Here is a 12,384-nt window from a genome sequence, read left to right as displayed (position 1 = left end):
AACCGAAAGGGAGTGGAGCAGGGGCGCTTGAGCGGCTATGCGCTCACGCGCCGGCGGATGCCTCCAGTTCCGCAAGCCGCTTGCGCAGCAGGCGATCTTCCTGGAAACGGCTGGTTTCGTCGCGGATCACGGCGACGATGCCGGTGAGTTCGTTTTGTGGCGCATGCAGCAACGCGACCGTGAAGGCAATCGACAGCGAGCGCCCGTCCTTGTGCACGGCGGGGACGCGCAGCACGTCGTTGCCATAGCGGGTTTCGCCTGTTGCCATGGTCTTGTGGTAGCCGTCCCAATGGCGGCCGCGCAGACGTTCCGGGATGATCAGGTCCAGCGAATGGCCGAGCGCCTCGTTTTGCGTGAAGCCGAACATGCGTTCAGCCGCGGGGTTCCAGAATGTGATGTTGCCGCGGGCGTCTGAAATGATGATCGCGTCGCCGATCGCGTTGGCAAGTTGCTGGAAGTCGATGGCGTTTTGCATGGCGCTCCCCCTATGTGAAAACACGAATGCTCAATAGGATACGGCGCCGCCAGGGACGCCGCATCGGCAAGGCCGGGCTTATACCCGGCCTTGCGTAGCACCATTTAAACCGCTTTCACTTCGCGCAGGTTAAAAATGTCCTGCTTGCTGTAGCCGAGGCTCGCGAGCACTTCTTCGGTGTGTTCGCCCAGCAGCGGTGAGGCGGTGATTTCCGGCTTCAGATCCGAAAACTTGATCGGGCTGCCGACGGTCAGATACGAGCCGCGTTTCTTGTGCGGCACTTCGACAATCGTGCCGCTCGCGCGCAGCGACGGATCGTTGGCCAGTTCCTTCATCGTCAGCACCGGCGCGCACGGAATGTCGAACTTGCGCAGGATGTCGACTGCTTCGAACTTGGTCTTGTCGGCGAGCCAGCCTTCAATCGTTTTGAAGATGTCGAAGATATGCGGTTGACGTGCTTCCGCCGTCTTGTACGCCGGGTCATCGATCCACTCCGGCTTGCCGAGCGCCTTGCAGATCGGCTCCCATGCGTGGCCTTGAATCGTGAAATAGATGTAAGCGTTCGGATCCGTTTCCCAGCCTTTGCACTTGAGCACCCAACCCGGCTGGCCGCCGCCGCCCGCATTGCCGCCGCGCGGCACGACATCGCTGAATTCGCCGTGCGGATACTGCGGATATTCTTCGAGGTAGCCGACACGTTCCAGCCGCTGCTGATCGCGCAGTTTCACGCGGCACAGGTTCAGCACGCTGTCCTGCATCGACACCGCGACTTTCTGGCCTTTGCCGGTTTTGTCGCGTCCCAAGAGCGCGGTCAGAATGCCGATGGCCAGATGCATGCCGGTGTTGCTGTCACCAAGCGCCGCCGCGCTGATGGTCGGCGGGCCGTCCCAGAAGCCGGTGGTGGATGCCGCTCCGCCCGCGCATTGCGCGACGTTTTCGTAGACCTTCAGGTCGTCGTAGTGGTGGCCGTCGCTGAAGCCCTTCACCGAAGCGACGATCATCTTCGGATTGAGTTCGTTCAGGCGTTCCCACGAAAAGCCCATCCGGTCCAACGCGCCCGGGCCGAAATTCTCGACCAGCACGTCCGATTCGCGGATCAGCTTTTCGAGCACCTCTTTGCCTTCGGGTTTTTTCGTGTCGAGCGTCAGCGACTTCTTGTTGCTGTTGAGCATCGTGAAGTACAGCGCGTCGGCGTCAGGGATATCGCGTAACTGGTTGCGCGTCACGTCGCCGGAACCCGGCCGCTCGACCTTGATGACGTCCGCGCCGAACCAGGCGAGCAACTGCGTGCATGCGGGGCCCGCCTGAACGTGGGTGAAGTCGATGATCCTGATGCCTTCGAGAGGTTTGGTCATGTTGATATCTCCGTGGTTGCCCAGATTACTTTTTCATTGCCGCGCTTTGCGGATTCAGATTGGTCAGGCGGCCGCTTTCGGTGCCGGCCGCTTCGTCGATTACGGCATTGATCAGGCTCGGCTTGCCTGAGGCGATCGATTCGAGCAGCGCCTTCGTCAGCTCTTCGGGCGTGGTCGCGTGGTAGCCGATGCCGCCGAATGCCTCGATCATCTTGTCGTAGCGCGCGTTCTTCACGAACACGGTCGGCGCGACGTCCTTGCCACCGGTCGGGTTCACGTCGGTGCCGCGATACACGCCGTTGTTGTTGAAGACAATGGTGCAGACCGGCAAGTCGTAACGGCAGATCGTTTCGAGTTCCATGCCGCTGAAGCCGAACGCGCTGTCGCCTTCGATCGCGACGACCGGTTTGCCGCTCGTCACTGCCGCGCCGATCGCGAAGCCCATGCCGATGCCCATGATTCCCCACGTGCCCGAATCGAAGCGTTTGCGCGGCTCATACATGTCGATGATGCTGCGCGCGTAGTCGAGCGTGTTCGCGCCTTCGTTGACAACGTTGATATCCGGGCGCGTCTTCAGCACGTCGCGGATCGCGCGCAACGCGCTGTGGAAATTCATCGGCGACGGGTTCTTGTCGAGCGTCGCGGCCATCTTGGCGAGGTTCTTGTTCTTGCGCTCGGCGATCGCGCCAGTCCACTCGGTGCTCGGCTTTTTGTAGCTCGCATCGAGGCCTTCACGCAGCGCCGCCACGCACGAACCGATATCGCCGATCACCGGCGCGGCAATCGCGACGTTGCTGTCGATTTCCGTCGGCGAGATGTCGACCTGGACGAATTTCTTCGGCTCGGCGCCCCACGTCTTGCCCTTGCCGTGCGAGAGCAGCCAGTTCAGACGCGCGCCGATCAGCACGACGACGTCGGCTTCCTGCAGCACGAACGAACGCGCCGCCGACGCCGATTGCTCGTGCGTATCGGGCAAGAGACCCTTGGCCATCGACATCGGCAGATACGGAATGCCGCTTTGTTCGACGAACCCGCGAATCTCCGCGTCGGCCTGCGCGTACGCCGCGCCTTTGCCGAGCAGGATCAGCGGACGCTTGGCGCTCTTCAGCACGTCAATCGCGCGCTTGACCGATTCCGGCGCGGGCAATTGACGTGGCGCCGCGTCGATCACGCGCACCAGCGATTGCTGCGCTTTCACGGCGTCCATGGTTTGCGCGAGCAACTTGGCGGGCAAGTCCAGATACACGCCGCCGGGACGGCCCGACACCGCGGCCCGGATCGCCCGCGCCACGCCGATGCCGATATCTTCCGCATGCAGCACGCGATACGCGGCCTTCGCGTACGGCTTGGCCGCGTTCAACTGATCCATCTCTTCGTAATCGCCTTGCTGCAGATCGACGATTTCGCGCTCGCTCGAGCCGCTGATCAGGATCATCGGGAAGCAGTTGGTGGTTGCGTTCGCGAGTGCGGTCAGTCCATTCAGAAAGCCCGGCGCCGACACCGTCAGGCAGATCCCCGGCTTCTTCGTCATGTAGCCGGAAACGGCCGCGGCGTTGCCCGCGTGCTGTTCATGGCGAAAGCCGATGAAACGCATCCCTTCCGCTTGGGCAAGTCGCGCCAGGTCGGTGATCGGGATGCCCACCAGGCCAAAGATGGTGTCGATGTCGTTCAGTTTCAGCGCGTCGATGACGAGATGGAATCCGTCGGTCGTCTCGGTCGCCTGTTGTGTCGACGTGTTGTCTGTTGTGGGCTGGTCGGCTTCTGCCATGACATCTCTCCTTGGTGGCGGGGCGTTGTGTGGTGTGTCGCGAGCGGGGCGCTCACGTGGTCAGTCAATCAGGCGAGCCGCCGGACGACGGCTGCAGTCCTGCTTCGGCGATGACGACGCTGGCCGGCGCGCCTGAGTTTTCGATCCAGCGCTTTCTCATGGGGGCGAGGATGAACTTCGCGGACACGGCGGCCGCGATCGACACCACGGCGGCGGAGATGAACACCGTGCTCCATCCGCCGTTCGCCGACAGTACCGATGCAAGCGGTACCAGCATCGATGCGGTGCCCTTCGCGGTGTAAAGCGTTCCCGCGTTGGCTGCGGCGTATTTGCTGCCGAACGTATCCGCGCAGGTCGCCGGGAAGATCGAGAAGATTTCGCCCCAGCACAGGAACACGGCGGCCGCGAAGAACATGAAGGCGTACGGGTTATGGCCGAACTGCATGAGTCCCAGCAGCGCGACGCCTTCGCCGAGAAAGATCATGAACATCGTGTTTTCCCGGCCGATGCGGTCCGACAGAAAGCCGCACAAGGGACGGGTGAAGCCGTTGCACAGGTTGTCGATAGACAGTGTCATCGTGAGGAGCGGCAGCGTGATTCCCATCAGATTCACGGGCAGCTTGGCAAAGCCGTATTCCTTCGCAATCGGCCCGAGCTGTGCGGTCGCGATGATGCCGCCGGCCGCGACGAACACGAACATCAGATACAGCACCCAGAAGAGCGGCGAACGGATCATCTCGCCTGGCGTGTAGTCGATCTTGCTAGCGACGATGCGTTTAGCGGCGACAGCGGTTGCGGGCGGCTTCGGCCGGATCAGCATGGTGGCGAGCAACAGAATGCAGACGCCCTGAAAAATGCCGAAGAACATGAACGTGTGCTGATAGCCCGAATGCTGGATCATGTTGGCGATCGGAATCACGGTGACGGCCGCGCCGGCGCCAAAACCTGCCGCGGTCAAACCAGCCGCGAGACCGCGTTTATCCGGAAACCATTTGAGCGCCGTGCCCACACAGGTGCCGTACACGCAGCCCGCGCCGATCCCGGCGATGACTGCCGCGACGTACAGCGCAGCGAGACTGCTCGCATGCGCGTCGATGATCCAGCCGAGCGCCGCGCACAGCGAGCCGCCGATGACGACTGGGCGCGGCCCGAACTTATCGACGAGCCAACCTTCGACGGGCACGAGCCAGGTTTCGGTCACAATGAAGATCGTGAACGCGGTCTGGATCGCCGCTTGTCCCCAATGGTGGGCGTTATCCATCGGTACGACGAACAGCGTCCACGCATATTGCAGGTTCGCGACGAGCCCCATGCACACAATGCCGATCGCGAGTTGCACCCAGCGGTGATGCGTGAATGCAGTACGGCCTCTTTCCGATGCACTGGAATGTCCCATGTCTCCGTCTCCTGTATATTCCGTCGCGCTCAAGCGGCGCGTTGGACTTACGTGATCGAACCGCTTCGTCGCCGCTAGGTTTGCGGGCAACGAGGCGCCAATGGTCGGCCAGAGGGAACTGCACTAACGAAAACCCTTGCCCGTCAAAAGCAAAGCCACCGGGTGAGAGGCAATAGCTCGTGCAGCGCGTCTGAGGGGATGCTGCGCGAGAACAGCAATAAGTAAAAGTTAAAACATTTTATGGTTTGCATTCGGCATTCCTAATGGATGCGCTGCCCCCCTTGGCTATGGCCCGATTGAGGGCGACGACCCGCCTGTTCAAGTGCACAGACCTCGTTGCTGAGGGGACTTGGGGTAAACCAACATATAAACAAAGCACTATCGTTTTTAGAAAAAACTTTAACTATCGTTTATCGATTGGCGGTTCTACTCTTCGTCATGCCACCTGCCTGATGGAGACGACCATGAACCCCTCGCAATTCGACGCTGGCGACAGCGCGCACCATGCTGAAATCCAGGCGCAACTGTGCGCCTATAACGCCGCTTTCGACGAACTCGGCCTGCGCTTTCGTTGGGATGCGCAGACGCTGGCGTTGCTGGCCATGATCGAAGGCGAGCAGGCGCAGATTGCCGCTTATATCGAAGCGCATCATGCGCACTTGTTGAAAGCTTACAGCGCTGAGTTTTTGAGCCAGGCCATTCTGGAGAAGAAACGTGCGCGTTATCCGGCGCCGTTGCCGAGACGCGTTGAAATCGCGCCGCGTCAGAGCCGCGTGGTTCATCAGCCAGAAATGAGCAGCTGGCTCGAACGCGTTTCGTACGAGGCGGACTTGCCGGCGCTGGCAGGTGTGTAGATGCGGTGGACGGCACGCGCGCGTTCTATGCGAGGGCGCACCGGCCGATCATGTGTGCATGCGAAGACTCACAGTCATAGCCAATAAAGCAGGCGTGACAGCGGCCTCTCGTTTGGATGCGCTATTGGCTCAAAAGGAATGGAAGAAGCTCCGCCGTGACCTGTTCCGGGCATTCTTCGGGAAGAAGATGGCCCCCGCGAAGCGGTTTGCCGCTGACATTGTTCGCCCAGCAACGCCAGATCTCGTCGGCGTCGACTTGTAGACGGGTAAAGCCTGCGAGGGAGTCGTGTCGGTCATGACGGCCGTTTTCTGATGACATGTGTGCCTCTTTTTGCAGGTGGCCACTCAGCGAGCCGATGCAGTATCGATGAAAGCGGCCAGATCACGATTGAAGCGATCCGGCTCTTCGATGAAGGGTGCGTGACCTGAATTCGCGTATAGCTTGCTCTGTATTTGCGGATTCAGGTCCGTCGCGCGCGCGATCGCGGGCCTGGCCTTGACAAGCGCGTCGCGTGCGCCATAGATCAACAGAACCGGCACTCTGGTCCTGCTCAATCCTTCGGACGCAGCGACGGTCATCGACTGAACTGCGCTCTGCATGTCCCACGATGCCATCGCCGCATTCGCAAGCAGACGCTCGAACGTGGACCTGTCGGGCTGCGTGTGGAAGCACAGGCCGAGAAATGTGCGCTCGCCATCGAGGTGCGTCTTCAAATCCGGTGAAATCATGTCGCGGTACACCTCCGGATGAACCACGATCTGGTCCGTCTTCAGTTCGATCACGCCGTCGACATACACCGCCCCGGCAATCCGGCCGTCGCCATACGCTGCCAGATAGTTCGATATGACGGCGCCGCCCAGCGACCACCCGACGAGAACGGGATTGCGCGCGTGCGACGACTGGATGACGGTAGCGAGATCGTCCGCCCAACGACGACCATCGCGATACGCGTCGGCATCCGTCGGCTTGCCGGACAGACCATGGCCGCGAAGGTCATAAGTGATGATGCGATACCGATGGAGCGCGGCGCTCTTCAACTGTGCGTCCCAGTTCAGATGGCTGCCGAGCAGTCCGTGAATGAACACGATCGCGGGGCCGTCTGGGTTTCCTGATTCCTGGACGGCAAGCGTGACGCCATCCGGCGCAGTGACGGAATAGTTTTTTGTATCCGCGACGGCTACAGACGACCCTGCAAACAGGGCGACCGTTACCACCGAAGCGCAGAGCGCGTGACGAAAGATGCTGCGGGGCATGAGCAGGACTCCGGGATCGTTGAGATGCCCACAGTCTCAACCCTCACACTGATGTGAGGGTCAAGCAGAAAGCGCTATGCTTTTTCCATGACCCAATCCATCAAGCAAGACCTGCTGACCATCGGTGAACTCGCTCGCGAGACCGGCGCGAGTGTGCGCTCGATCCGTCACTACGATGAACACGGATTGCTCACCTTGGTGCGCGCCAGCAATGGTTATCGAGCTTTTCCGAATGCGGCTGTCGCGCAGGTCAGGCAGATTCAACGCATGATCGCCACCGGTTTCAGTCTGGCTGATATCCGCTCATTTCCCGACTGCATGCGGATGATCGAAGGTGCGAGTTCGTGCGCTGAAACGACCGATGCGCAGCGCAAGCGGCTGGCCTCCATCGAGCGTCAGATAGCGGAGCTGGAACGGCTTCGCGCGCGGTTGCTCAAAACGCTGGCGGAAGGAATTGTTCCACCTTTAGACTAATTTGCCGGAATTGACGGCGCGCCCGGGCGAAGCGCCGAAGTGAGTCAGTTCAAGGCGCTGGCGACATCTCGATGTCGCCGATCATGAAACGGGCGGCCTGAGCCAACTAGGTTCCTATAGTGGCGCCGATTGGTCAATAGAGAGGTGTGCTCTATTGATCAATAACAACTCCCATCAGATACTCGAAGCAACGTCCCTACGCTCGCAAGATCATGGCCACGCTGGCAACGAGCGGACCGATTCTTCGCCGCCCGCGTCCGGTCCATGCGTGGGACGGTTTAAAAAGTCGAGCGGGGCCGCCGTATTCTGATAGATGGCGTGCCGGCAAGGTCCCGCAAATGGCGGGCGAGGCTCGCGCGAGACTAGAGGAGGCCTGAAATGGCGCATGCGGATCTGGCGATACTTGGGGGCGTCGGGATTCTCGCGCTGGCCTGCCTGCTCGTGTGCGGTATTTACCTGTACTGGAGCAGCGACAGATACCGCGACCGGCAGCAGCGTTTGGAGACGCAAATCAGCGGAACCCAGGCGGCGGAGCAAAACGACGAACAGTTTTCGGAACCGGGGGCAACCATGGGCACGCAACTGAGCCATCGCTGCAAAACCTCGCTGTATCGGGCGGTATTCAACAACGCGCACGACGAAAGCATCGTGTTCCTGCTGGCCGGCAGCCGCGACGATGCGCGAAAGCGGGCGGCTGGCGCGCTGGCTGCTATCCACGGCATCGCGGCCCACGTTGTGACTCTCTCCAATCTCGCCTCGTTCTGCGAGTTGGTCGACGTCGGCGTCAGCGAGGATGAGGAGTTGCGGATATTCGAAATGGCCTGGAAAGGTGCGGACGTCAGTGCCTGGGCCGAACATCCGCTTTTCCTGACCGATGATCCCAGCTTGATAGGCAAGTGGGCCGAACTGTACGCGGACCTGGCGCGCGAGTTGGCTGTCAGCGCGATCGACAGGGCGCGAGACTAGCCACCGGATCAGCCGTTGCGGCTCGCCAATCGAAGACGGCCGCGGGGCCGTCGACATCGACGCCGACAGTGAGATGCTTATACCTGATCGGGATGTGTCCGATATTGCATGCGGCGCGTGCCGAAAATCCCAGCACTGAATTGATATGGAATCCTTTAATTGACGACGGTCGTATACCCCGTCATTGCTTCATGTCGTCCGCCGCTCCCGAGGGCATGCGTGACAACCCGGCAACGCCAACCGCGATAGCGCACGCTTTTTGCTTGAAGGGAGTGCTTATCGGGAGAGCGACGCGCGGTTGAGCCGCAAAGTGGCCACAGCTCTCCGGCCGGTTCGGGAGACGTTGCCATGCATGGAATAAATGACAAGGTACGCGCTGCAATTTTTGCCGTGGCGATCTCACTGCTCCCGGCGTGTGGCGGGCACGGAGGCGACTCGAATAATAGCGGCGGCGCAGCCACACCGGCAGGCGGTATCAATCTGCAAATCGTCTCGTTCGGCGACAGCCTTTCGGACGTCGGCACCTACGCGCCGCTCGCAAGCGCGGTTGGCGGCGGGCGTTTCACGACCAATCCCGGCCAGGTGTGGACTCAGAATGTCGCGCAGTACTACGGCGACACGCTAAAGGCTGCGTACACGATCGACATCACGCATAAGCTCAGTGCGCAGGGCGGCCTCGGTTATGCGGAAGGCGGTGCCACCGTGGCGACGCCGGCAAACCAATCCGATTTTCTGACCGCAGTGATCGGCAACGTCGAAATGCCTGTCAATCAGCAGGTTTCGAGCTATCTGGCCGCGCACGGCAACTTTAGCGCCAATCAACTGGTGCTCGTCTGGGCGGGCGCGAACGACGTGCTTCGCGCCGGGCAGTTGCCGGCTGCGGCGCCCACCGTGCAGACGGCGGCTAACACGCTTGCTCAGATCATCGGGCAGATCGTCCAGAACGGCGGCGCGCACGTCGTGGTGGTTAATCTTCCGAATGTCGGACTCTCGCCGGACGGCATCACGTCGTCGGATGGCGGGGCCAACTTGACCCAGTTATCGCAACTGTTCAACGATAGCCTGAACACCGCGTTGCAGACTAGTGGCTTGCAACCGAAAGTCATCCAGATCGATGCCTATACGTGGTTAAACGGGATCATCGCCAACTTTCAGGCCAATGGCTTCACGGTGTCGAATACGGCGCAAGCCTGCGACCCCAAGAAGACGCCCGATAATACGTCCTTGCTGTGCTCGCCGCCCACCTACGTGAGCGCCAACGCGGACCAGACGTATATGTTCGCCGACGACCTTCATCCGACGACACATCTGCATTCGCTGTTCGCCCAGTTCGTTGAGCAGCAGCTCGCCAAGAGCGGTCTCGGTCACTGAATTCGGGAGGTGGCGCACGGCGCCTGGAAAAAACCGATCGCGTCGATATCGTCATCGCGCGCACCTGCGATGTGTTCGCGCGCCAATTCCATGACGGTCAACCACGAGTCGAGTAAGCTTGGGAGCATCGTGCCCGCTCACTTCCGCACTCCGCAGTAGCGACTTCTCGCGGAGTGACGGCCCCCGGCGAGGAGTGCCTCATGCTGACGCTTTATTCTTACCCCGACCTGTTTGGCGTTGCCGACAACAATCCCTTCGGTCTCAAGGTATTCGCGTTCATGCGTCTGTGCGGGATGGATTTCGAGCATCGTCACATCCTCGACACGAGCCTCGCGCCGCGCGGACAACTGCCGTATCTGCGCGATGGCGAAGAAACGATCGGCGATAGCGACCGGATCATCGCCCATTTAAAGCGTCGGTACGACCTACGCATCGACCACGCGCTTTCGCCGGGGCAATTGAATCTCGACTTCCTGGTCCGAAGAACGCTCGACGACCTGTACTGGCCGATGAGCTTTTCACGCTGGCGCGACGACCGCTTCTGGCCGTCTTTCCGCGACGCCATCCTCGCAACGCACGCAGACGTGAGCGCGAGCGATCTCGAAGCCGCGCGTGAATACAACCGGTTGCGGTATCACTATCAGGGCATCGGCCGCTATGAGCCGGAGCAGGTCTATGCGAGAGGTATCGACGATCTGCGTGTCGTGGCGGACCTGCTCGGCAACGACGGATTTGTTTTTGGGCCCGACCCGACCACCGTCGACGCCGCGATCTATGGCTTTGTCGCCAACATCTACTTCTACAAGATCGATACGCCGTTGAAGCAGTTCGTGCTCTCGCGTCCTGCGCTCGTTCGCCATTGCGAGGCCATTCATGGGCGGATCAACGTCGAGCTACATGTACGGGTATCCCCTTGAGGTGGGCGAATGGGCAACTCGGCAAAATGGTCCATTAAGGCTTATTGATTCGCTGGAGCGCTTACATACGGCGCCTGCATGATTTATTGGCAATGTGTTCTGCTGCCGTGAAACGCATCGGGAGCGAGAGACAATGGGCACTCAACCGATCGAAACCGACTACCTCGTCATCGGCACCGGCGCGACAGCCATGGCTTTCGTCGACACGCTGCTCAGCGAGACCGACGCCCACGTGGTGATGGTCGACAGACACCATCGTCCTGGCGGTCACTGGAACGACGCCTATCCATTCGTCGGTCTGCATCAGCCGTCCGCCTTTTACGGTGTGAACTCGCGCGAGCTGAGCACCTGGACCAAGGACGAGACTGGTCTGAACACCGGCCTGTACGAGTTGGCGAGTGGCGCGGAAGTGCTAAGCCATTTCGACCAGGTGATGCGGCAGCGCTTCTTGCCCTCGGGCCGCGTTCAATGGTTTCCAATGAGCGACTACAGCGCGGGCGTCGACGGCACGCATCGCTTCAAGTCGTTGATGAATGGCGACGAGCGGCAAGTCGTTGCGCGCAGGAAACTCGTGAACGCCACCCATGCGCGGACAGAAGTGCCGTCGACGCATCCTCCCAGATACACGGTTGCGGCAGACGTGAATTGCATACCGTTGAACCGGCTGCCCGACATTCAACGTCCACATGCCAGCTATGCAGTGGTGGGTTCCGGCAAAACTGGAATGGATGCCTGCCTCTGGCTGCTGCAAAACGGAGTGGCGCCGTCGCGCATGCGCTGGATCATGCCGCGCGATGCGTGGCTGCTGGATCGCGCCAACACGCAGCCCGGCGCGGAGAATCTGGAGCGGACGATCGGCAGCACCATCGGTCAGTTCGAAGCCATCGCCGAGGCGAGTTCGACACCCGATCTGTTTGCCAGGCTGGAACAGCGCGGCTTGCTCGTGCGCATCGACAAGACAGTCGAACCGAGCATGTATCGTTGCGCCACCGTTTCTCAGGCGGAATTGGAACAACTCCGGCGTATCGAAGACATTGTGCGTCTCGGTCACCTGCAATCGGTGCAGTCCACGCAGATCACGCTCGATCGAGGCTCGCTGCCCGCCGACCCCGACACGCTCTATATCGACTGCTCCGCCCGCGCGATCCAGATGCCGCCCGCGCTGCCTGTGTTCGACGGCGACCAGATCAATCTGCTGATGGTGCGCTGGTGCCAACCGGTCTTCAGTGCCGCGCTGATTGCGTATGTCGAGAGCCATGTCACGGACCCGGCCGAGCAGAACGCGCTGTGCCGACTCGTGCCCAGCCCCGAGCATCCCGTCGACTGGCTACGCATGTGGGCGGTGACCCTTGCCAACATGGCGAGCTGGCGGCAGAACGCGGGCTTGAACGCCTGGCTGTCGCAATGCCGCCTGAACAGCCAGAACGCGATCATGCGTGGCATGCGACCCGACGACACCGCCAAGCTCGCTTTGTTGCAGGAGAGCGGGGCCAAGGCCGCGGCGGCGGCCGCCAGGCTGCCAGCGTTGCTTGCCACGCTGAACTGAACCTCATG

Annotated in this window: 11 protein-coding genes; 6 read left to right on the top strand and 5 right to left on the bottom strand. The window is 61.0% G+C overall.

Going from position 1 to position 12,384, the window contains the following annotated elements:
* Positions 1-43: 43 nt before the first annotated feature.
* The 4 genes from PQR32_RS18075 to oxlT all read right to left on the bottom strand — a co-directional run bounded on the left by PQR32_RS18075 (position 44) and on the right by oxlT (position 4,994).
* Complete coding sequence (locus PQR32_RS18075) at positions 44-475, bottom strand: PAS domain-containing protein (RefSeq protein WP_408229474.1); 432 nt, start codon at positions 473-475, stop codon at positions 44-46.
* A 104-nt stretch (positions 476-579) separates the two neighbouring features.
* Positions 580-1,830: a formyl-CoA transferase gene (frc, locus tag PQR32_RS18070; protein WP_408229471.1), complete on the bottom strand. Its 1,251-nt coding sequence runs from the start codon at positions 1,828-1,830 to the stop codon at positions 580-582.
* Between the two features lie 25 nt (positions 1,831-1,855).
* Positions 1,856-3,598 (bottom strand): oxalyl-CoA decarboxylase, encoded by a 1,743-nt coding sequence (gene oxc, locus PQR32_RS18065; RefSeq protein WP_408229468.1) that lies wholly within the window; start codon positions 3,596-3,598, stop codon positions 1,856-1,858.
* Between the two features lie 64 nt (positions 3,599-3,662).
* Positions 3,663-4,994 carry an oxalate/formate MFS antiporter gene (oxlT, locus tag PQR32_RS18060; RefSeq protein ID WP_408229465.1) on the bottom strand — a complete coding sequence of 444 codons (1,332 nt, stop codon included), beginning with the start codon at positions 4,992-4,994 and terminating at the stop codon, positions 3,663-3,665.
* Between the two features lie 263 nt (positions 4,995-5,257).
* On the opposite strand from oxlT, the gene PQR32_RS18055 reads away from it, so the two are divergent.
* The gene (locus PQR32_RS18055; RefSeq protein WP_408229462.1) at positions 5,258-5,848 is read left to right on the top strand and encodes a hypothetical protein; all 591 of its coding nucleotides are present in this window, start codon (positions 5,258-5,260) and stop codon (positions 5,846-5,848) included.
* 345 nt (positions 5,849-6,193) lie between these two features.
* Here PQR32_RS18055 and PQR32_RS18050 read toward each other — a convergent pair whose 3' ends face one another.
* Positions 6,194-7,102: an alpha/beta fold hydrolase gene (locus PQR32_RS18050; RefSeq protein WP_408229459.1), complete on the bottom strand. Its 909-nt coding sequence runs from the start codon at positions 7,100-7,102 to the stop codon at positions 6,194-6,196.
* A gap of 87 nt (positions 7,103-7,189) precedes the next feature.
* Here PQR32_RS18050 and PQR32_RS18045 point away from each other — a divergent pair, with 87 nt between their 5' ends.
* From PQR32_RS18045 to PQR32_RS18025, 5 genes are all read left to right on the top strand, one after another.
* Positions 7,190-7,576 (top strand): MerR family transcriptional regulator, encoded by a 387-nt coding sequence (locus tag PQR32_RS18045; RefSeq protein WP_408229456.1) that lies wholly within the window; start codon positions 7,190-7,192, stop codon positions 7,574-7,576.
* Positions 7,577-7,954: 378 nt separating this feature from the next.
* Complete coding sequence (locus PQR32_RS18040) at positions 7,955-8,542, top strand: hypothetical protein (RefSeq protein WP_408229454.1); 588 nt, start codon at positions 7,955-7,957, stop codon at positions 8,540-8,542.
* Positions 8,543-8,890: 348 nt separating this feature from the next.
* Positions 8,891-9,913, top strand: coding sequence for an SGNH/GDSL hydrolase family protein (locus PQR32_RS18035; RefSeq protein WP_408229451.1), 1,023 nt, complete (start codon positions 8,891-8,893; stop codon positions 9,911-9,913).
* Between the two features lie 200 nt (positions 9,914-10,113).
* On the top strand, positions 10,114-10,830 hold the full coding sequence (locus tag PQR32_RS18030) for a glutathione S-transferase C-terminal domain-containing protein (protein WP_408229448.1): 717 nt from the start codon (positions 10,114-10,116) through the stop codon (positions 10,828-10,830).
* A gap of 133 nt (positions 10,831-10,963) precedes the next feature.
* On the top strand, positions 10,964-12,376 hold the full coding sequence (locus PQR32_RS18025) for an NAD(P)-binding protein (RefSeq protein WP_408229445.1): 1,413 nt from the start codon (positions 10,964-10,966) through the stop codon (positions 12,374-12,376).
* Positions 12,377-12,384: the final 8 nt, after the last annotated feature.

The organism is Paraburkholderia dipogonis (assembly GCF_046027395.1).
GTDB lineage: Bacteria > Pseudomonadota > Gammaproteobacteria > Burkholderiales > Burkholderiaceae > Paraburkholderia > Paraburkholderia dipogonis_A.
Note: the sequence above shows the minus strand (reverse complement) of the source record. Positions and strands in the feature narration are given on the sequence as shown.